Genomic DNA, 22275 nt, shown 5'->3' with positions numbered 1-22275 from the left:
ATTATTTTTTAATTTGAGTCATACCAGTTTCCATTCCTTTGCTGGTAGCCGCTACTACCGCGGCTCCATCGTTAACGGCTACACGAATACTCGCTTGTCCGTTGGCCAGTTGTACTTTGCGTGATCCTCCGGCAGTGCCCAGATCGTCTATCAGCCGGCCGTTACCGGCAATAGAAAATGCTATTTCGTTGGCGGCATCCAGGCATAATACGCCGGCCGCGTCTACTGCCTTCACCTTCACCAGGTTGCCGGTATGTTCCAGTATCAGTTTCACAGGTGCTGTCCAGGAAGCAGTTTGATATTGCCAGTTTACTTCATCAGTGATGGTTTGTTTTCCGTTGCGGGCAATTACTTTCACTACGTTATTACCGGTGATCAGCGCCACCTTCCAGCGCAGCCCGGCAGCAGGAAAATCGGGATTGTTGCGTTTGCGGATACCCGCACTTTTTCCGTTTACAAACAATTCAGCTTCGGTACAATTGGAGTATACACGGATCTCTTTTTCTTCTCCTTCTTTTCCCCAACGTATCGGCCAGGCATGGCCCAGGATGTGTGCCATGGGCTGTTTGGTCCAGTAAGACTGAAATACATAATATATTTCTTTAGGGCTGAGATCACGGGCAACGATACCTTTCTGGTTTACATAAGGTACGGGATTTTCAGGACGCAATGGAGTAGAAAAATCTTTGAAAACCCAGTAGGCGGAACCGGTCAGCTGCGGCATGGTTTCCTGTTCTTTCAGGTGCCAGTCGACCAGGTTCACTGCATACGACTCTGACCAGTCACCATCTTTTGATGCGCGGGCATTACCACCGGTGAGAGCAAAATCACCGGTGCGTTCATCGGCACCTTTACCGGTAGCTATCTGTTTAATGAATTTTTCCGGCTCCTCTGCATAGCGTCCCTGGTGGCTGTCGGCCCCCCATTCCGCATGAAAGAAATGTGGTACTTTGGCTATTTCGTTCAGGCTTTCCTGTTTATATTCTGTGTAGCGGCCACGATACCAGCCAGCCCATATAGATGGAGAGTAAACATCTACAATATCCTTACAGAAATCACAACGGCGGATGGTGGTTTTGCGGGTACTGTCCAGCTGATGTGCGAGTGTATTCAGCTCCGACATAAACGCGCGGATCTGTTGTTTATCGAACTCGGGGAAATCGCCTGGCCAGTCGTTTTCATTGCCCAGGCCCCATAATATCACCGCAGGATGGTTGCGATGTTGGGAAATGAGGTTCGTCAGCATTCTTCTGGCCTGTGCCTTATATACTTCTCCACCCAGCCCTCCCCTGCACCAGGGAATTTCTTCCCATACAAGGATGCCCAGGCTGTCACAGAGGTTTAACACAATGCGTGATTGCTGATAGTGGCCGAGGCGGATAAAATTGGCGCCCATCTTTTTTATCAGGATCATTTCCTGACGGATCATGTCTTCCGTCATTGCAGCGGCTGCGCCGGCATGATCTTCATGGCGGTGAGTACCATGTAGCAGGAGGCGTTTGCCATTCAGTAAAAACGGGCCCTGTGTTACAAATTCAAAATGCCGGAAACCGGTTTGCCCTGACCAGGTAGCCACGCCTGCGGCACTGGTTAAAGTGGCTTCCACCGTATACAGCTGTGGTTGATCAGGCGACCATAGCTGTGGCTTTTTAACACTGATGACGGATAGTTGTTGTATGTTCTTTGTGGGGATAATTGTTTGTTTAATTGTTTTGATGATATGATGCTGCGGGTCCAGTACACGCAGTTCCAGCGTGCCGGTGGTGATGTTTTCCGCATCGGAAAAGGCGGTGCTGATATGCAGTATACCTTCTTTTCCTGCGGCGTCTGTTTCTTCCTGTACGTGAAATGCATCAAAGGATAACGCGGGGGCATATACGATATTTACATACCGGTATAATCCGCCGTATACATTAAAATCAGACATATCGGAAGGAATCATTTCCAGGTCGCGGGTATTATCGCAACGGATAGAGATGGGTATTTTTCCTTTGTAACGTTTTGCTGCCGGCGATTGAAGAAAGTCATTCACGGCTGTGGTGATGTCGGCCGACCATTCATCATAGCCGCCGGTATGGGCCGCCACTTTTGTCGTGTATACATATAGGGTAGTTTTTTGCCCAGCGCCTTCGAAGTGCAGCAGCGTACGTCCTTTATCGTAGGGGTTGTTGATATCCAGTAAGGTCCTGTACCAACCTGGCCCTTCGTAGTAGTTTTGATCCGGGTCTACAGCATCTCTGGCATTAAAGCAATGTGGGAGTGTAATGGTTTTCCACAAGGGCACAGATTCAGGGCTACCTTCTGCAGCGGGCCTTACTGCCTCCCAGATACCGCCCAGGTCACCCTGCAGGAATTCCCAGGACTGGTTAATACGGGCAGATTGCTGGGCCGTTACGCGTGTGGAATAAAGTAGTGCCGCCAGGATAGCATAGCAGGCAGCTATTCTTCTTATCAACATTTTCGTACAGTTGTTTTTATAACCGGAATAAATCTGGCGACAAGTCCTTGTCTGCCTTCTTTTTATTATTATACTTTATCTGGCAGGAATTCCTGCCCTGTTTTGATCAGTGGCAGTAAACTTTTCATTTATGGAATTCAATCAATTAATAGCAAACGTTTGCAAAAAAATATTCAGGCGCTGAAATCAGTACTATTCTCATTATTTACAGGTATTGTCAGATTTGTTGCGCTAATAAAATCCTAAACTATGCAATCGGTTGCAGATAAATGTATGCAATTTTACCTATTTCAGGTATCTTTTTCAGGGGAGGGACTACAATAATTATTTTTTTCATTCGTCTGGTTAAAAGAGCAGGATATTGGACGGCGGGACTAAAGGCTTTTAACCATTGTCACGAAGTGATACCTGTATTTGACTTAACCCATATTTCGGAACATGATACAGTACCGGCAGATAGATTTAATTTGCAGTTATGAAGAAGGATAAACAACCCGTCATCACATCTTACCGTTTGGAGGATTTGCTGGTTGTTCCTGGTCTGATGATAGATGTTCATTACAAAACAGCCGGGGAGGATCATCATCATCCGCATGCGGATCTGACCCAGGCGCACCGGCACGAATTTTACACGCTGGCCGTTACCGGCCATCAGCGTAGTCAGCATATGGTAGATTTCCGGCAGGTAGAGATGCCGCCGGAGAGTATTTTTTTACTCTCCCCCTGGCAGATACATTTACCACAGGATATTATACTGGTATCAGACCTGTTCCTGATTTCCTTTACATCAGAATTTCTGCCACCGGGAGCCCCGGCGTTACCAGTATGTATGGAAAAGGCAATCACACCTGATCCGGAAGGATATAAAGAGATCTGGTATTTATGTCAGCGATTATTGCAGGAGTTCAATCATCGCAAGGCATTGCAACAACCGGTGTTGCAACATTACCTGGCCCTGTTACTCACGCTTTTTACGCGTTACTTACCGGAAAATGCTACCAGCAAACAATTACAGCCGGAGTTATTGACACGCTACCGGGAGTTAATGGAGGTACATTTACTAAGCTGGAGCAGTTGCGGTGATTATGCACGGGCATTGCATGTGACCACCGATCACCTGAATGAGGTGGTGAAGCAGGAAACGGGGCAAACAGCGTCTGCACTGCTGGCGGCGAGGCGTATACTGGAAGCTAAACGTATGTTGTTGCATTCCACCCATGGCATTAAAGAAATTGCGTGGTATCTGCAATTTAATGAAGTGACTTACTTCAATCGTTTCTTCAAACAGCATACCGGACAAACTCCACTCGCCTTCCGTATCTCCAGCCGGGAAAAGTATAATTATAACCCGGAATAGTATAATAACGGGTAACGACAGGTCCGGTAGCTTTGCTTAAATTATAGACATCACATGAAACCATCAGCAATTTTACCCGATGATATCAACAATGTAGAAATAAACGGACAAACCCTCAGAAAAGGCTCTGTTGCTGCCTTTCTGGCGAATGTAAATATTATTGAAAACAACAGCGATACTACCGGTCAGGCCTATACGGAAGCATTAAAAGATATGCTCGAATTAGTTCCTGCGCTGGAACTGCTGGGTGTTTTTAAACATCTGGCCATCCGGTCTGAAAACATCAAAACTATTATCCTGCAAACCTGGCCTGATATGGCAGGTAAATTATAACACCCGAAAAATAAACTTTTCATGCCTTCAATTAAAGACAGGGCGACCAGTTTACTGATGTCGCGCATAGGGAAAACTGCGTCCGTACGTAACGTAACACGCATTGGCAATTTGCTGTTACAGGTAGACCTGCAATTACTACAATCGCTGCCTGACCGCAGCACACAACACCTCAAATGCGAAGTAGCTCCGTATACCTATCGTGATTACACGGTAGCACAATGGGATATGGTGACACAGTCTGCCACTGTGCTGATAGATTGCGGACACGATGGCGCCGGCAGCTATTGGGCACTTCAGCTCCAACCCGGCCAGGAAGTATATTATGCAGGACCTGGTGGCGGTATACATCAACCTACTACTGCCCAACACCTGGTATGCATAGGCGATGCCAGCGCAGCAGGACATTTTCATTCGCTCTATCAGCGTAAAACAGCCCTGCAAAATTTCCATTGTTTCCTGCAACTGGAGAGTCCGATGACCAGGCAAATACTCGAAATGCCGGTACAACCGCTTTCCAATAACGGACACTATTTCACCGATTTGCATGAGTGGTTGTATCATTACAATTTCCCCGCAGCAGACACGACTTATTATGTGGCAGGTAATCAAAAGATGGTAGTGCAGGTGCGTAAATCGCTGCGTCAGCAAGGCGGACAAGTAAAGGCACAGGGTTTCTGGGGCTAAAGCTTTTATGGCATCAGACCAGGTGTTCTTTCATTGCCTTTACAATTGCATTGGAGCGGGAATTTACATCGAGCTTGCGATAAATATTCATGATATGGGAGCGTACTGTACCCACACTGATATGACACACTTCAGCTATTTGCTTATACGTGTCTCCATTTACCAGGCAACGTAAAATTTCCTTCTCCCGTGGCGACAATCCATAAGGGTCCTGATAGACGTGCCGCTCTTTCCGGAAAAATGCCAGCACTTTGTTAACCGCCACTAAATTCGACTGCAAAGCCGTCTCATACACCTGAGATATAAACTCCGACAAGGACACAGGAGGTACATGGTCCGGTTCATATCCTTGCCGTGCTGCCGGCACAGGTGTCAATTCCTGTTCCTTGTCGTTCAGGGTAAGCAATAGCACATTTATATCAGGGTAAGCTGCTTTTACTATGCTGGCGGCTTCTATCGCGGTCAATCCAGGTATCTCTATATCCATAAAAACCAGGTTGCAGATATCTTTTGCTAATTGTTGTAACAATTCTGTTGATTCGTTGTGCAATCCCGAAACTTCCAAAACACGCGCTTCTCCCAAATTACCAGGACTTATAGGCCGCACTTTTTTCATAATATTCCTTTTGGGTTATGTATATTCATATGAAATCTCCCATTGATAACTGCAAGTTCTCGGAAGCTGGTATGGCTGATAAAATATAAATGGAAAGATTACACGGTTTCCATACCCGTAACAAATTTGAAACAATTACATGCAGTAGTCAATCGGATACGTATATGGTTTTTCAATAAATATTAATATACAATTTGTTTTATATTAGCCATAAAACAAACGTGTAACGTGGTAATTCGTAGCCCTTTAATGGATTAACAGGAATGTAATAGCTTACAAATCAACTACTTAAAAGTTGGCACTTCTCTCATTTAAAACAAATTATATTTAAACATATATATTACAATTGCACCTTTCCGGCCGTTCTTCGCTCAGTTCCTTTCCTTCCGGTCAGGTCATCTCCGAGTTCATTCCGGTACTTTTCTGCTATCCCCTGCAGTTCTTTTACCACCTCAGGGAACTGCTTTTGTACATCTAAGGTTTCCCCCGGATCACGACGCATGTCATATAATGCTAATGGAACCTCTACTTCTGGTTGCGCTCCCGGGAAACCATCATAACCCGGCAGATTTAATTTATAGGTCCTGCTCCTGTGCGGTAATACCAGCTTCCAGGGACCCTTACGAATAGCCTCCAGACTATTTACCTGATAATATACGGCCAGTTCGTCTCTGGGGTTTGCATCTGCCTCATTAAATAATAATGATTTCAAATCCACCCCGTCAATTTTTCGTGTGGGTAAAGCAGCACCACAAAAGTTAGCGATGGTAGGCAACAGATCAATGTTAGCAGCCATCTTATTACAAACAGTACCAGCAGGTATTTTACCAGGCCAGCGCATAATACAGGGTACACGCAAACCTCCTTCCCAGGAAGTACCTTTGCCTTCCCGCAAACCACCCGTATTACCGGCATGATTGCCATAAGATAACCAGGGCCCGTTGTCACTGGTAAAAACCACCAGCGTATTTTCCGCCAACCCATTCTCTTCCAGGGTTTTCATTACCTGCCCCACCGACCAGTCAATTTCTTCAATCACATCTCCAAACAATCCATCTTTACTTTTTCCTTTGTGCTTGTCAGAAACAGCAATCGGCACATGCGGCATACTGTGCGCCAGGTAAAGAAAAAAAGGCTGCTTTTTATGCTCCTTTATAAACCGGCAGGCCCGGTCTGTATAAATAGTGGTGAGCTGGGATTGGTCTTCCAGCGTTTTAATATATCTCAATGGCTTGTTACCCTCTATCAGCGGCAACGGCGGATATTTTCTGCGGGGATTAGATGAGGTATCGGCATAAGGCTTGCCATCGTAATGCACCGGCCACATATCATTGGAATAAGGCAATCCCAGGTATTCATCAAAACCATGCTGCAATGGCAACCAGGGTTCTTTAGATCCCAGATGCCATTTCCCAACCATGCCCGTGCGGTAGCCCTGGCTTTTTAATACAGTAGCAATGGTTTGTTCTGCAGTATCAAGTGCAATAGGCGCCACCGGCGATAAAGCACCATTGATGCCTACCCGGTTAGGGTAACACCCCGTCAGCAAACCAGCCCTGGAAGCCGAACATACAGCCTGTGCTGCATAAAAATAAGTGAATCGCATTCCCTGCGCCGCCAGCCGGTTTAAGTTGGGGGTATGCCAGGGTGTACCAGCAAAGCACTCCAGGTCACCGTAACCCATATCATCCATAAAGATGATCACAATGTTTGGCTTTTTAACGACTGGCAAAGGCTTGATGAAACTGAATAATACAGCCGCCAAAAATAATGTAGACAGGCAAAAATAAACTCTCTTCATCCGGGATGTTTAACAATAAAAAATGGTGACCATAAAAATATACATCTTCCGGAGAATTCCTATCAAAAATGAAATTAATCTTTGCGAGGAGAGCAGAAAGCGAAAAAGCAGAAAGCGAAAAAGCTATTGAAGCGAATGATTAACACGTATAGTATATACGCTGAGGTCATTCGCTTCAATAGCTTTTTCGCTTTCTGCTTTTTCGCTTTCTGCCTACTGCAAAATCAGCTCTATTACCGGTATTTCAGTATCAGGCTTACGTACTGGTAAATCCAGTGCCAGATCACCTTTATCGGTACCATGCATTTTTATTTCAGAACCATCATTCAACAACTGCGCATACTTTACTTTCCCTTTCAGGCCAGGCAGTTCAAAACGCTGCAACGGGTAATCCAACAGGTGCACATATAAACGCTTGGTAGTAGGATTGTAAGTTAACAGGCTGTTGTCCGGACGCTTAAATTCTGCAGGTGCCTCTGTACAACCATAAATAGAACGACCGTTTACTTCCATCCACGCACCCATGCCTTTCAATCTATCCTGTGCCCGGCTATCGAAAGTACCACGGGAGGTAGGTCCTACATTCAGCAACAGGTTACCACCTTTGCTCACTGATTCTATCAGCAGTACCAGTAACTGCTTATTATCCTTCCAGGAAGTTTCATCACGGTAATAACCCCACGAACCGGAAAAGGTCTGACAGGTTTCCCAATGAATACGCTTGCCATTACGGGTAGGCCATTCGGATACTTTGTATTGCTCCGGTGTAGCAAAGTCGCCGCCATCTTCGTATTCTCCCAAATCCAGGCGATCGTTAACAATAATGCCTGGCTGCAGTTTACGGATCATTTTTATCAGCTCCAGTGAATTCCAGTCGTTATGGTCTTTACCGTTCTCACCAGGGAAAGAAAAGTCTGTCCACAGGATATCAATTTTACCATAATTAGTCATCAGTTCTTTCACCTGGTTTTTCAGATAAGCCCGGTATTTTTCCATATCACGACCTTTGTTCAGGCGCTCGTAATCCTTTGGATCATTGGGGCGTTGCGGATGCACCCGGTCAATGGTGTAATCCGGATGATGCCAGTCGATCAGGGAATAATAGAACCCTACTTTCAATCCTTCTGCGCGGAAAGCTTCTACAAATTCCTTGATCAGGTCTCTTTTGGCTGCTGTATTTGGCGCTTTATAATCCGTAAATTTAGAATCAAACAAACAAAAGCCTTCATGGTGTTTGGTGGTGATCACCGCATACTTCATCCCGGCAGCCTTCGCCTGACGGGCCCACTCTTTTGGATTGTACAGATCAGGATTATACAGATCAAAATATTTCTGATAATCGGCGTCTGTGAGATGCTCATTACTCTTTACCCATTCGTGGCGGGAAGGCATAGAATACAGCCCCCAATGAATAAACATACCGAAACGGTCATTTACCCACCACGCCAATCTTTGTTCTTTTTGCTCGGGCGTTTCATTAAAAATTTTCTTTTCCTGGGCCTGTACCTGCAGGAGGAACAGGAGGAAAGTAACTGCACAGAGTGATAGTTTTTTCATAACTAATTAATTATGCTAATTTGGTTTGATACATTTTTATTCTGCTACCAGCCACGTATAACCCGCCGCAGGAATGGTTACTTTCACATGCGCCTGGTATTCACGGTCAAGGGTATACGCTTTTGACGCACCTTCTTTTTCCCTGATACGCACGCTTTGCGTGGCGCCGGTATAATACATCGGTAAAGTCAGTTCCCGTACAATTGCCTGCTCTGTTGGATTGTACAACATGATCACTGCCTTTTGCGGCAATGTGGGACTTACGTGCATGATGCCATCCCAATCACGGCCATCGGCGCGGCGAAGGTGGATAATATCGGTATTGAGTATATCCCGGTATTTTTTATACCAGCTGATCATATTTTTAACAACTGTTTTGGTACTATCGGTATCGTATAAACGTGGACCGCGATAACAAGCCTGTACACCGGCGCCATAGTATTGTACCATCAGTTGCTCATAGGAATCCAGGTGATCTTTCAGCGGCTCCAGCGTTGCAGCAGCGCCACCACCCTGGTATTCACTGAGTGGTACAAATCCCCAGCTCATGGAAGGTGTTTTTTCCCAGGTGCCATCAAAAATATTCTGCCTGTTCAGGATCAACTGTTCTGCTCTTGGCAGGGAAAAATTCACTTCCCGGTAGCCCAGCGCAATTTTATTGGTGCCATCCATAAAGTACCAGTCAGGTGCATTTACATAAACACCTCTTTCATTACACCAATGGTAAAGCGCTTTCTGCAACTGCATTTGTTTCCATTGGGAATCTTCCAGGCCGGTATGTCCGGGATGCGTGGTGGAGGCGCATACATCCCCTGGATATGGACCATCATTTTCAAAAATATCAAAGCCGGTACCACTGATAAAACGCTTTAACTCCTGCACGTAACCCAATCCCCATTTACTTCCCAGACAAGGGGCATTGCCAAAGAAGGCGCCACCACGTTTGCCGGTAACAGGACTAATTACATCATCTTCCTCACTGATACGCCTGCTCGAAAACAGGGAGTAACCGCCCAGCAGTACTTTTTTGCTATGCGCATAATCCGCCAGTGCTTTAAATTTCGCGATGTTGGCGGCGCTGGTATCTTCCATATTTAAACCACTGCCAAAGCTCAGGATCACACCTTCATAGCCGGTAGCCGCACATTGGTCAATGACTGCTTTTACTTTTACAGGATCTGTGCTTACCAGGTGCATGAAAATGGGATTCTCCGTTGTCCACGGTGCAATGGTGCTGTACATACGGCGTTGAGCCAGACCATTGCGTTCTCTGTCGTAGCCATCCAATAGTAACTCGTAAGTACGTACAGATTCAAAATGTTCTCCTGCAGCCATGGTAATGCCAACTGGTACTATTGGATATACTTCCAGCACACAGGGCGTTTGGTAGTCATAATTCACCTGTGAAGTGTAAGTGCTATCGGCCTTCCAGTGCGTGGTCTGGTCGCTGAGATTTGCTTTCATGGCGTTATTAAAAGCGTAGTTACTTTCAATATAGATGCCATGTGGTACGCGCATTTTATTTACGCCACCTACTACTGCCGATTCTTCTTCCGGCGTAGCCAGTATTTCATTCACTACCTGTTGCAGTTTAACGGGCTCCCCGCTCTGGTTGGTTATTTCCAGCCATTTAGATAATAAAGGGATGCCATCAAATATTTCATAGTGTACTTTCACCAATAGTCCTTTCAGCTCGGGCGCCTGTGCCTCGTAGGAGAAGATCAGCGCTTTACCGGTAGGTTGTTTGGGATTTGTACACCAACCATGTGCGGTCCATTTTAAGTAGGGGGCAATGCTGGTCACCTGGTGGCCTTTGTACATGAAATCTGATTTACCCGCCTGCAGCTTATCCAGCCAGGCTGGCAACAGATAGGCCTGCTGCGGCTGTCCCTGCGCTCCACCAATCATATAGTCGTGTCCGTTCACTGTTATCCTTGCTTCCGGTTTCACTGCACGCAGTAATTGTTCTCCGCTTACCAGGTTACGATAATCCGTGCATATCACGTTGGGGGTTATACGAAAACTGCGACTCAGCAAACCATTGCTGAGTGTAATTTCTTTACCCTTTTCTGTAACAGCAGCGGTGTAGGGCTGACGATTAATCAACCAGTCATTTACCGGTGGCTTCACCTGTGCCAGTAACATACCGGAATACAAACAGGTAACCAGTCCTGCCAGGAGGTTAGTTTTTTTCATGTTCATGCTATTCTTATAAAATTATTTTACGGGCTGCAGGATAATTTTCCTCAACCAACATAGCTCACTTTTATTACCGGATACCGGCTTTACTGCCAGGTTTTGTTTACCGGCTTTATCAATATGTACAATGCCAACGGCATGTTGAATAAACTGCATCGGTTTGTGACTGTCGTAGGTACCTGTCGTCAGCGTCAGGAAAGAAAGTTGTTGTCCGCCAACGGTTACCATCCCCTGTTGAGAAGCACTGCCTGGTTCACAGGCATAGTCGAGTATAATTTTATAATCTCCGGCATCCTGTATGTCCAGTGGAAATACAATGGCATCGTCAGGCGTCACCATACCGGTAATACAGTTATCATGTTTCCAGTCGCCGAAATAATGGGAATAGGTAAACAGTTTACTTTTGGCGGCGCCGTTGAAAACAGCCCATACAGCAGGTATTTCCGCATGCGGATATTCGTTACTAACGGTTTGTGTACGGAGCTGTGACAGGTCGGGTTGTTGTCCGCTGTATTCCATCAGCAGCACCGTATTTCGTGTATCCGGCAGCGTTATAGGCATCTGAATAATGGTTTCTTCCGGTAATTGTTTCCAGGTGAGCACCTTATTGCTGCCCAGTATTTTCACCGATTTGATTTTTGCCGTAATGCCAGGTACCCGCAATTGTCTGTTGGCGGGCATTTGCCATACATGTAAAAATAATTTACCTGGCTTGCTGGTGGTTACACCCCAGGGTTGTGCCGGAATGAGGCCCCAGGTAGTGCCGTAAATACTTTCGCCGTATGTCTGCAGCCATTTACCGGTTGCTTTCAGGTAGGCCACAGAATAGGCTGGCCATTTACCATTGCCATCCGGCCCCACGTTGAGCATCAGGTTACCTCCTTTGGAGGCTACATTGGAAAGAAGATGAATTATCTCTTCGGGAGATTTAAAGTTGAGGTCGTGTTGAATATACCCCCAGGAATCGTTGTGGGTATAAATAGATTCCCAGGCGCCGGCAATAGGTACCGGAGGAACTTCAGAGTCGCCGAAATCGCGGTAGTCGCCCAGGTCATGCCCTACCCTGCTGCTGAATAAACAGCCGGGTTGCAATACACGCAAACTATCTATCATCAGCCGGGTTTGTTCGGTCGTTAACCCGCCGGGCATATCAAACCATACCAGGCCCAATGGACCATAGTTGGTGAGTAGTTCTTTTAACTGTGGTATTGATTTGGTGCGATAATATTCCTGGTAATCTTTCTCTTTATTATTAAAATCCCAGTTGTTGCCACCACCATTAGGTTCGTGCCAGTCGAGGAACTGGGAGTAATAAAATCCGAATGGTATTCCCTGCGCCTTGCATGCAACCGACAGGGCTTTCATCGGATCCTTCTTATAAGGGGAGGCATCCATGATATCGAAGTCCGTTACTTTGGAATCGAACATACTGAAGCCTTCATGATGTTTGGCGGTGACGACCAGGTATTTAATACCGGCTTCTTTTGCTGTTTCTGCCCACTCTTTTGCGTCAAAGCCAACGGGGTTGAATGATTGAGCTACTTTGGCATATTCTGCGGCTGGTGCTTTGGCGCGGTCCATAATCCATTCGCCGCTACCATAGTAGCTGCTGTCGTGCCAGCTGCCGGCCAGTTTGGAATAAAGCCCCCAGTGTATGAATAGTCCGAATTTAGCTTGCTGGAACCATTTTAATCCCGGATGAGCCGGATTAGCAGTGGCCGCCTTGTTCCACATATCAGGCATATCCTGTGCATGCATTTTGGCGTGCATGAACAGGCATAGAAACAACAATAAACATGGAACCCTATGGAACATAACTCTGAATTTTAGTAACCAGCCGTAAAAAATATACATATCCTCCGGTATAAGCAAATGCATGGAAAATGGTATCAGGGAAAGGGAAAATGGTACAATTAAACGAAGTGTGATGTTATTAACCAACGGTTAACGAATATTACCAGGAGTAATAGTTAATTTCGATAACAGACAAGTTACACTACCTAAGCATTAATGTAACTTTCCAGATTAAGCAATCATCTTATTTAAGCTATTAATAGGCTATAATGTGTTATAAGCATCTGGTGCAATACCAAGGTGCCATGTGAATGTTTTAAAAGCCTCTGCTGTATGTCATCAGCAGGGGTTTCTTATTTTTACCCGGCTCCCGGCGATTCAGGTTGAAAACCAGGGAGATATCTTTTTTCAACATTGCCTCCTGGAGATATTTTGATGAATAAACCCTTTTTACCTGCTTTCTTTAAACAATACATTTTTTTCCTGCTACAGTCTGCTATAGCTGCGCTACTATGGCCAGTTCCGGACCTCATCCCCGCATCAAGTCCACCTCTGCTCCAGGGATACTGTATGTACATAGCGGATTTCAGGCATATGATCGACAGCATCACCATAATGAAGAGGTAATGCTGACTGCAATGATGGGTGTTCTTACTGCATTATATCTTAAAAGCGTATGCAGAGACAATGAGGATAAAATTCCTTCTAAAATATCCATGATGCAGGCTTTCGGGCAGCAGGCAGGCCCAGATCTGTAACATTCCAACTCCCCCCGGCTCTCTCGTTATTTCAATTCTTGTTTAGGTTCGGTTAACTCTCCAAGGAACGCTTCCGCTTAATATTGTGGCATCGTTTTGCGCTTCTCCGGCAGGAAACCATTGTCAGGACTACGCAAATATTCACGATAACTGAAAAATGCATACAACTAACAAATATCTCAGCAGTACCTGTTGGCTTCTCCAGGCCGACGGGGTTATTTTATTGTCCATAGGAGCCTTCATGGAGATGTTTCCACCCTGCCTCCAGAGATAAAACAAGCACCCACCGGTCTGACGACCAATGGGTTTTTGATTTAATCATCATCTAGCTACAGCGCCTTTGCGGTTTCCACTGCGGAGGCTTTCTTTTTGCCTTGAAAATGAATATATATTCACTTATCTTTGTAGGGTGAAACTGAAAGATGATAAAAAAGTAGCGCAGATCTTCCAGGCAGCACTCAAGCTGGTGACCAGGAAAGGATTGTCAGGCATGACGATGGGAGATATTTCCAAAGAGGCCGGGATAGCTACCGGCACCCTCTATGTTTACTTCAAGAGCAAGGATGAGTTGATCAATGCACTGTTTGCCGCCTGCAGAGGAAATTCCGTACAGGTAGCTTTTAAAGGCTATCAACCACAAATTCCGTTCAAACTCGGATTCAGACACATCTGGCTGAACATCTTACGCTACAAGCTGGCAAATTTCGAAGAAGTCGTTTTCCTGGAACAATGTTACCATTCGCCTTTTATCACCGCCGACACGCGGGAGAAGGCGCAACAGCTGTCTGCCCCCTTCTATGAACTCATGGAAAGAGGTAAGAAAGAACAGCTGATCAAACAGGTGGATACCGGGTTGTTACTCACCTTTATGATAGGCACCATGAATGAACTGGTGAAACAAACACATTACAGCGGCATTACCCTGAACAGAAGCCGGGTAAACACCACTTTTGATCTTTGCTGGGATGCGCTGAAAGCATAAACTATAATGAATAATTATTCACAATAAATACACCATGCATATGTCAGACATCATGATCGCAGTAGACCTGAGCAGCTTTTCAGAAAGCCTGATCAGGACAGGCTTAGAACTGGCCAATAAAATGAAGGCATCGGTTACGCTCTTTTCCGTAGTAGAAATAGGCATAGGCTTAGGTTTACCAGAGGCCGGCCCTGTATTTACAGATGATATCCCGGCACGCATCCGCGAAGTAACGGAAAGACTGGAAGCCTACAAACAAAATTATCCGGACAATAATAATATCCAAATCCTGGTAACCACCGGGAACCCTAAAAATGAAACACTGGAACAGGCACATAATGGCAATACTACCATGCTGGTAGTAGGTACACATGGCAGAACCGGCCTGGATCACATGCTGCTTGGCAGCAATGCGGAATATATTATCCGGCATTCACGCATACCAGTATTGGTGGTGCCCTACAATCAGCAGGAACACTAGTCAGCCCAACAACTACTACTCAACAATCAATAAAACCACAACAGCAAAGGCTCTGCCTGTTGCAGGATCCCGGCGGCTTCGCCGGGATTTTTTTATCACTACGCTGCCGCATAAACGCATGATAAAGCTTATATTTATAAGGAATAATTAATGTACATCTACGGTCCTACTACCCTCCTTCCAGCCCCAAAAACTGGTTAAGGATTTCTATTGACACAACTTTCCCTTCATCTCTAAATCGCTGCTATGAAGAAAAATTACACCTCAAAAGGTTTGCTGCTGGTATTAGTCTTTTTTTTGTCTGCCCCAGCCGCGTTTGCACAGCTAAAAATCGGTGACAACCCGGCAACTATCAACAAAGCATCTATCCTGGAACTGGAAAGTCTCCGACAGGGCTTATTGCTGCCCCGTATCCTGGATACCACGCTTGCTCCACTTAGCACGGCACCAGACGGGATGATCATTTATCACACCCCGAGCCAGAGCTTACTCGTAAGACGCGCCGGCTACTGGTCAAAACTGGTGGATAGCTTAAACGCTTCCGCCGGCACCTGGCTACTGAAAGGCAATACAGGTACCAATCCCACAAACAACTACCTGGGGACTACCGACAACCAGGCATTGTCGATCCGTACCAATGCCGCAGAAGCCATTAATATCAGTAATACCCAGACCGTGGCGCTGAAACAGGTGCCTGCCAGCGCTACCCTCGTCAGCGTACTGATGATAGATCCTGCCACAGGAACCATTAATCAACGGAACCTTTCGGCAGCGGCATTTACAGACGCGATCCGCACACTCAATGGTGTAGCAAGACAGGGATTCACCATCAAGGCGGATACCCTCAATGCAAACTTTGGGGTGACGACTACTCCCGCGGATAGTACCATTTCCCTGAATATCCCGATAGTAGGTACTGCCAGTGCCAGAACGGGTTTACTCACGTATGCGGATTGGTTATCCTTCAGCACCAAGCAAAAAGCCATTACTATCGGTGCATTTATACTTACTCCCGGCAGTCCTGATGGTCTGGTACTGGACAGCGCCGCCGGTGTGCTTCACCTGGTGGCCGCCACAGCTACCACCCCCGGTGGCATATCCGCAGTGGCCCAAACCTTTGGTGGCGCCAAAACATTTAACGACAGTGTGAGCATCGTGACCGGACTAGGCGTAACCGGGCAAGCTACCATCAACAATGGCATCAAAGTAACTGCTGGTGGCGCCAATATTACCGGCAATGTTACCCTGAACACCGCACCTCCTAATGTAAGCACAGCTACTACCACTGTACTCTTCAGAAATCCTGTTACCGGCGCACTGGAAAAAAGAGACGTTGATTCCGCCGCTTTCTCCGTAGGCATCCGCAGAATCAATAACCAAACCGGCCCTAATATCTATATCAAAACCGGCAAAGCAGGAACCGATATTGCATTGGATAGTACCAGCGTGACCAACACCCTCACCCTGAATATTCCGGATGCGAGTGCTACTGCCCGTGGTGTAGTGAATGACTCTACCCAGACCTTTGCAGGTTTTAAAACAATCCGTGATACATTGGCTGTTGCCAAAAATGCCATTGTAGGCGCCGGCACAGCCCCTAACTCCACCCTGCAGGTAAGTGGTTCCATGTCACTGAACATCCGTACTACCACCAATACTACAGAGGCGCTGGCAGAAACAGATAACACATTGCTGGTAAATGCCACCGGAGCGAATACTACCATCACCCTGCCACCGGTAGCAAATATTATCGGTAGAGTATATACTATTAAAAAAATCTCCGGCACCATCGATAATGCAGTTACACTGCAACCTTCAGGTGGCGCCCAGATCGAAGGCAGTACTTCTTACGTGATTTATAACAATTATACCTACGTAACAATTCAAACAGATGGCACTAACTGGTATGTGATCAGAAAGTAAACCCTCTTTATTGTTACCCGTAAATTGTTATTCATGCCGAAAGCAAGAATTAAAAGCAGCATACTGCTATGCGCGCTGCTGTTGCTGCTTGTACAGGTACATGCGCAACAGCTCAAGCTGGGAGACCCCACGTCTTCCGCGATTAAAGCCGCACTGCTGGAACTGAATACCACCAATCAGGGCCTGCTATTGCCCAGGATTACGGATACTACGTTAGCACCACTTCCCGCCTCTCCGGATGGTATGATTATCTATTACAAACCGGCCAGTAGTTTACTGATCCGGCGGAATGGTTCCTGGTCAAAACTGGCGGATAGCACTGCTGTCAGCAACAACCAATGGCTGCTGACGGGTAATGCCCTCGCAGACAGTACCACAAAATTTATTGGCAGCACCAATGCAAACGCCGTTAATGTCCGCACCAATAATATAGCACGACTCACGGTTTCTTCCACCGGCAATGTGGGTATTGGCAATACCGCACCTACCTCTTTATTACAGGTAAAAACAGGCATTGCCAATACATCGGGCGTACGATTGGAAAATCTTACCAGCGCCGCCACCATCACGGTGGGAGCCGGTGCGTTGGGCGTAGATGTCAGCGGAAATGTGGTCAGATCTGCAACGGCACCGGTGTTTTATAATGCCGGCGGTGTGGTATCGCAGAATATTAAGATCTGGGCAGATTCCGTCAGTCAGCCTGCAACACCGCTCGCAACCGGACAACTGGCTGTGGATATTTCCAACGCAGGATTTACCAAGATCATGTCGATCACCGCCACCGCAAAAGGTGGTACCGATGTGACCAATGCTCCGTTGGTTTCCATATTGGGCTATAGTTTAACCAAAATAAATTTCCTCCTCGCAGAGAGCAAGAACACGGGCATTCTGCTGGGCGGCAACGTTGAAGGCCTGGAACCGAGTACCGCAAATACCACAAAAATATTCGTCACGGTCATAGGCTATTAAAACAAAGTATTCATCAATTTCATACAATCGTTAACGTTATAAGACTTAAATACTCCATATTAATTTTCTGCTTCATCCTGATGGCTCATATGGCCGTCCGGGCACAGTCAGCCACCTGGTTACATCCCAACACCAGGATGGGTATATTCAGTGCAGACACCATTGCTGTTTTTGGTGATATGGTCAATGAAGGCAACATCCTTTCTGTGAGTGGATCCGTTGTAAACTTCTATGGATTACGCTGGCGTAACAGCAACAACGCCAGCATACTGGATGAAAGCAGTGACGGCTTCAGTGCAGCAGGAGGATTATTCCGCTTCATGCAAACAAATCCTGCGCTGTATCAGTATATCAGCGGAGGATTCAGCGCCGCCACCGGTGAGGGTCCCAGCTTCCCAAATATCAGTGTGGAAAATTCCCCGGGCATTTTCCTGGATGATCTCAGCGATCTTAAAATTGTAAATGGACTGGATCTGCAAAATGGATATATTTTCCTGAATGGCTGGAACCTGGTGATGGGGCATCATACCCCCGGAAATATTATGCATTATTCTGCCCAACATTTTATTATTACCGGCAGTAATTTTGGCGGAGGCGCCCTTTACCGCAACCACATTTCCCCGGCAGATAAAAACGTCATCTTTCCTATTGGCACAAGGCCCTCCAGCTACACACCTGTGGTGCTGGATAATCCGGGTGCCACCACCACTATTCGTGCAGGCGTTTCCGATAGTGTCAGAAAAAATCTTACTACCGGCGATAACCTGCTGCTCATCAGTATTAATAAAACCTGGGAAGTAACGGCGTCACAGCCCGATGCAGCATTAAGTCTGCACCTTGTTTTCGATCGGTCTGATGAAGGGCCCGTATATGAAGCGAACCGGAATACAGCCTACCTGGCCAGATTTGCGGATACTGCATGGGATATTGCCAGTATCAGAGGGGCTCCCGGTACCCCAGGCAGTTACACCACCGGGCCACCAGACAGACAAAAAGTAGCTATATCACGGAGTTTCCAACACCTACGCTCGTCTAACTATTTTACCAGCCTGGTGGCAGAAACTGTGAACAGCCCCAACAGAACAACACTGGATTTCTTCAGCGCATATCGCAGCAGTGATAATGAAGACAGTGTACTCCTTCACTGGATCACCGGCAGAGAATATTTCTGCAGCGGCTTCGCCATTGAACGAAGATTTGCTGCTAACTCAAATTTTGATTCCATCGGGTTTGTCAACAGCAAATCACCTGGAGGCATTAGCTTCTATCCGGTAGGCTATGATGCCGTAGATGCGCCGCATAATGACGGCTTTATCTTTTACCGGCTCAAAGTTATCATGACAGATGGTTCTTTCTTCTATGGACCAGTGCGTTTGGTGAAAGGTAAAAAAAGCAAAGGAGATATTATCGTATGGCCTAACCCGGTACAAGGTGGTGTGATACATATCTATTATGGATCCAGTCAGCACATAAAGGCGCTGTCGCTCGTAGATGTGCCAGGACACCGGTTAATATACCAGAAGTTCCAGCAACCATTGCAACAACGTAATTATTATGAACTAAATGTACCTCCCAACCTGACCAGAGGAACTTACTTCCTGCAGTTTATCGGCGAAAATGATGAGCTGCTGCATACAGAGAAAGTAATAATAATGGAATAGGCAACATATTAAAATCCGCTTAAACTCCGCACAGTTAAGGGATGGCTACTAAAGTTACTGTAACTTTGTGGGTTAGTGCGAACAACCCATTTCACGAAACCTACAAACCTTTGAGAAAGAAATTTTTTACTGCAGCATTCCTGCGCAAGCTTCATCTGAAAGAGCTGCTGGCGGTGTTATTTATATTACTCGCCATTTATTTTTTCCGTTCACAACGCCATGAATTGTATTCGTTAATTCCTGCTATTGAAAAAGCAGACAGGGGTTGGGTAGTAATAGGTGTAGCCGTTACGTTGGCATATATTTTATTACAGGCTGCCATGTATGTGTTCAGCTTCCGCGCTGTAGGCGCCAGACTGGACACCATAAAAAGTACAGAGCTCTTTCTGAAACGCAACCTGTTGTCGGTATTTCTGCCGGCAGGTGGCATCAGTTCACTGGCCTATTTACCACAGAGCTTACGTCGTACGCAATTACATAAACAGCAGATACATCAGGCATCCGGCATCTATGGCTTTGTGGGGATATTGTCTGTTTTCCTGGTAGGTATTCCTGTAGTAATATACTCCATGCTGCATGCCGGCAGTATGAGAGATGCGATTTGGGGACTGGCGGCTATTTGCGGCTTATTGTTAAGCGTAGTACTGTTGGTACGTTCCATGCAAACAAAGGGCAAAGCCTACCAGTTGCTCGTTAAATATTTTCCCGGAGCTGCGCACCAAGTAGATGAAATTTTTACGTTTCAATTATCCATACCTGCTTTTATGAATACGGTGCTGGCTTCTGTGCTGATAGAAGTAGCAGGGGTGGCACATTTGTACCTGAGTATGCTGGCAGTTGGCGTTACCCCTTCTCTGGAAGCGGCCTGCGTAGGATATATTGTAGCTACTATCTTTCTCATTATATCTCCTTTCCTGCGCGGACTTGGCGCCATCGAATTATCACTGGCCTATCTGCTGAGCAACTATGGCTTCAGCACATTAGAGGCGTTGGAAATCACACTGTTGTTCCGTTTGTTTGAGTTCTGGTTGCCACTGATTGCAGGCATGTTTGCGTTTGCATTGAAAGGTCGTGAGCTGGTACTTCGCTTATTACCACCAATTCTGATCTTTTTGTTGGGCATGGTAAATATCTTCTCTGTGCTCACCCCGCCGCTGGCCAATCGCATGCATTTGCTCCGCGCATATATTCCCGGCACCTCCATACATGCCACCAATTTATTAGTGGTTTTCCTGGGATTGGTATTACTGGTAACAGCCACCTTCCTTTTCCGGGGATTGCGCAGTGCATGGATAGTGGCGCTGGCAGTATCTATGCTATCAGTGTTTGGCCACATCGGAAAAGCACTTGACTATGAAGAAGCCTCACTGGCGCTGGTTACCTGCGTGATATTGCTGATCACCTCCAAACAATACCGTGTAAAAAGTAATCCGCAGCTGGTGAATATTGGCGTAGTAACGGCATTAGCTACTTTGTTTGTGGTATTGATTTTTGGCACCATTGGATTTTATTTTCTGAATGTGCGCCACTTTGGGATTGACTTTACCTGGCAGCAATCCATACGTCATGCATTCCACTGTTTTATGTTGCTGGAAGATGATGGACTGCAGCCGGTTACCCGTTTCGGAAAAGAATTTATGTCGGCGATCAGGGTATTGGGTGTAGGCGCCTGGGCTTTTCTTTTCTATACCATCATCCGTCCTTATCTGCATGTAACACAACAAACCAATACCAGTCTTGAAAAAGCACGCTTCTACCTGAGCCAGTATGGCGATTCTCCCATGGATTACTTCAAGGTAGGGCAAGATAAACTGTTGTTTATATCTGATCAGTATGAAGGATTTATTGCTTACCGGGTGGCGGGCAGTTTTGCCATTGTGCTGGAAGAACCGGTATGCAGTGAAAATAACAAACTCGATTTATTGCAGGAGTTTGAGCAACAATGCCGTAAGATGGGCCTGCGGCCTGCCTTTTATCGGGTAGATGAAGACAGCACCTATTATTTCAGTCATCTTAAAAAGAAAAAGATGCTGATTGGCCAGGAAGCCATCATGGATATACGCAATTTTACCCTGAGTGGCAAAGACAAAAAATCGTTGCGCAACGGGTTGAATAGTTTGGCCAACAAAGGCTATGTAACTACTTTTCATACGGCTCCACAAACGCCGGCAATGCTGCAGGCGTTAAAATCTGTCAGCGATGAATGGTTGCAGCAATATGAGGTAAAGGAACTTACTTTTTCACAGGGTCTTTTTGATGCCGACAGTATTCGTGGACAGGATGTTATTACTGTTACCGATGCAGAAGGGCAGGTAGTCGCCTTTTTGAACATGATCCCGGATTATGCACCGGGTGAATGTACCTACGATCTTATCCGCAAGCGCTCTGACGCGCCTGGTGGCGTCATGGATGCGTTGATTATTGCGTTGATACAGGATGCTCAGCAAAAAGAACTCCATTTTCTGAACCTGGGTATGGTGCCAATGTCCGGGATCATTCAACCTGAAAATACTGCGGAGAAAATGGTGAAGTATGCCTATGAGAAATTGCGTTTTTTCCGTCACTACCAGGGGTTACGGGAGTTCAAGGAAAAATATGCTACCGAATGGACTAACAAATACCTGGTATACGAACATGATTTTGACCTGATACAATTGCCTTCTGCGCTGAGCAAAGTAATGCAACCATAAGGATTGTTG

The 22275-nt window shown here is 46.2% G+C and carries 16 protein-coding genes; 10 read left to right on the top strand and 6 right to left on the bottom strand.

What is annotated here, in order from left to right:
* Position 1: 1 nt before the first annotated feature.
* On the bottom strand, positions 2 to 2458 hold the full coding sequence (locus AC1DCV_RS00460) for a glycoside hydrolase family 2 TIM barrel-domain containing protein (protein ID WP_477021366.1): 2457 nt from the start codon (positions 2456 to 2458) through the stop codon (positions 2 to 4).
* A gap of 475 nt (positions 2459 to 2933) precedes the next feature.
* Between AC1DCV_RS00460 and AC1DCV_RS00455 the strand changes: the two genes are divergently transcribed.
* From AC1DCV_RS00455 to AC1DCV_RS00445, 3 genes are read left to right on the top strand one after another with little or no spacing between them, the layout of a single operon-like run.
* Complete coding sequence (locus AC1DCV_RS00455; protein WP_477021365.1) at positions 2934 to 3815, top strand: AraC family transcriptional regulator; 882 nt, start codon at positions 2934 to 2936, stop codon at positions 3813 to 3815.
* A 54-nt stretch (positions 3816 to 3869) separates the two neighbouring features.
* Positions 3870 to 4148: a hypothetical protein gene (locus AC1DCV_RS00450; protein ID WP_477021364.1), complete on the top strand. Its 279-nt coding sequence runs from the start codon at positions 3870 to 3872 to the stop codon at positions 4146 to 4148.
* A gap of 21 nt (positions 4149 to 4169) precedes the next feature.
* Positions 4170 to 4835, top strand: a complete 666-nt coding sequence (locus AC1DCV_RS00445; protein WP_477021363.1) for a siderophore-interacting protein — start codon at positions 4170 to 4172, stop codon at positions 4833 to 4835.
* Positions 4836 to 4848: 13 nt separating this feature from the next.
* Here AC1DCV_RS00445 and AC1DCV_RS00440 read toward each other — a convergent pair whose 3' ends face one another.
* From AC1DCV_RS00440 to AC1DCV_RS00420, 5 genes are all read right to left on the bottom strand, one after another.
* Complete coding sequence (locus AC1DCV_RS00440) at positions 4849 to 5451, bottom strand: response regulator transcription factor (RefSeq protein ID WP_477021362.1); 603 nt, start codon at positions 5449 to 5451, stop codon at positions 4849 to 4851.
* 340 nt (positions 5452 to 5791) lie between these two features.
* The gene (locus AC1DCV_RS00435; RefSeq protein WP_477021361.1) at positions 5792 to 7252 is read right to left on the bottom strand and encodes a sulfatase family protein; all 1461 of its coding nucleotides are present in this window, start codon (positions 7250 to 7252) and stop codon (positions 5792 to 5794) included.
* 213 nt (positions 7253 to 7465) lie between these two features.
* Complete coding sequence (locus tag AC1DCV_RS00430) at positions 7466 to 8809, bottom strand: alpha-L-fucosidase (RefSeq protein ID WP_477021360.1); 1344 nt, start codon at positions 8807 to 8809, stop codon at positions 7466 to 7468.
* Between the two features lie 36 nt (positions 8810 to 8845).
* Complete coding sequence (locus AC1DCV_RS00425) at positions 8846 to 11005, bottom strand: alpha-galactosidase (protein ID WP_477021359.1); 2160 nt, start codon at positions 11003 to 11005, stop codon at positions 8846 to 8848.
* Between the two features lie 21 nt (positions 11006 to 11026).
* Positions 11027 to 12823, bottom strand: coding sequence for an alpha-L-fucosidase (locus AC1DCV_RS00420; RefSeq protein ID WP_477021358.1), 1797 nt, complete (start codon positions 12821 to 12823; stop codon positions 11027 to 11029).
* 491 nt (positions 12824 to 13314) lie between these two features.
* Between AC1DCV_RS00420 and AC1DCV_RS00415 the strand changes: the two genes are divergently transcribed.
* From AC1DCV_RS00415 to AC1DCV_RS00385, 7 genes are all read left to right on the top strand, one after another.
* Positions 13315 to 13560 (top strand): hypothetical protein, encoded by a 246-nt coding sequence (locus AC1DCV_RS00415; protein WP_477021357.1) that lies wholly within the window; start codon positions 13315 to 13317, stop codon positions 13558 to 13560.
* A 409-nt stretch (positions 13561 to 13969) separates the two neighbouring features.
* Positions 13970 to 14542 carry a TetR/AcrR family transcriptional regulator gene (locus tag AC1DCV_RS00410; protein WP_441572752.1) on the top strand — a complete coding sequence of 191 codons (573 nt, stop codon included), beginning with the start codon at positions 13970 to 13972 and terminating at the stop codon, positions 14540 to 14542.
* Positions 14543 to 14582: 40 nt separating this feature from the next.
* The gene (locus AC1DCV_RS00405; protein ID WP_477021356.1) at positions 14583 to 15023 is read left to right on the top strand and encodes a universal stress protein; all 441 of its coding nucleotides are present in this window, start codon (positions 14583 to 14585) and stop codon (positions 15021 to 15023) included.
* Between the two features lie 246 nt (positions 15024 to 15269).
* Complete coding sequence (locus AC1DCV_RS00400; RefSeq protein ID WP_477021355.1) at positions 15270 to 16946, top strand: hypothetical protein; 1677 nt, start codon at positions 15270 to 15272, stop codon at positions 16944 to 16946.
* A gap of 33 nt (positions 16947 to 16979) precedes the next feature.
* Positions 16980 to 17915 (top strand): hypothetical protein, encoded by a 936-nt coding sequence (locus AC1DCV_RS00395; protein WP_477021354.1) that lies wholly within the window; start codon positions 16980 to 16982, stop codon positions 17913 to 17915.
* An 89-nt stretch (positions 17916 to 18004) separates the two neighbouring features.
* Positions 18005 to 19576, top strand: coding sequence for a T9SS type A sorting domain-containing protein (locus tag AC1DCV_RS00390; RefSeq protein WP_477021353.1), 1572 nt, complete (start codon positions 18005 to 18007; stop codon positions 19574 to 19576).
* Positions 19577 to 19686: 110 nt separating this feature from the next.
* Complete coding sequence (locus AC1DCV_RS00385) at positions 19687 to 22266, top strand: phosphatidylglycerol lysyltransferase domain-containing protein (protein WP_477021352.1); 2580 nt, start codon at positions 19687 to 19689, stop codon at positions 22264 to 22266.
* Positions 22267 to 22275: the final 9 nt, after the last annotated feature.

This window comes from Chitinophaga sp. 10T418 (genome assembly GCF_056394125.1).
Note: the sequence above shows the minus strand (reverse complement) of the source record. Positions and strands in the feature narration are given on the sequence as shown.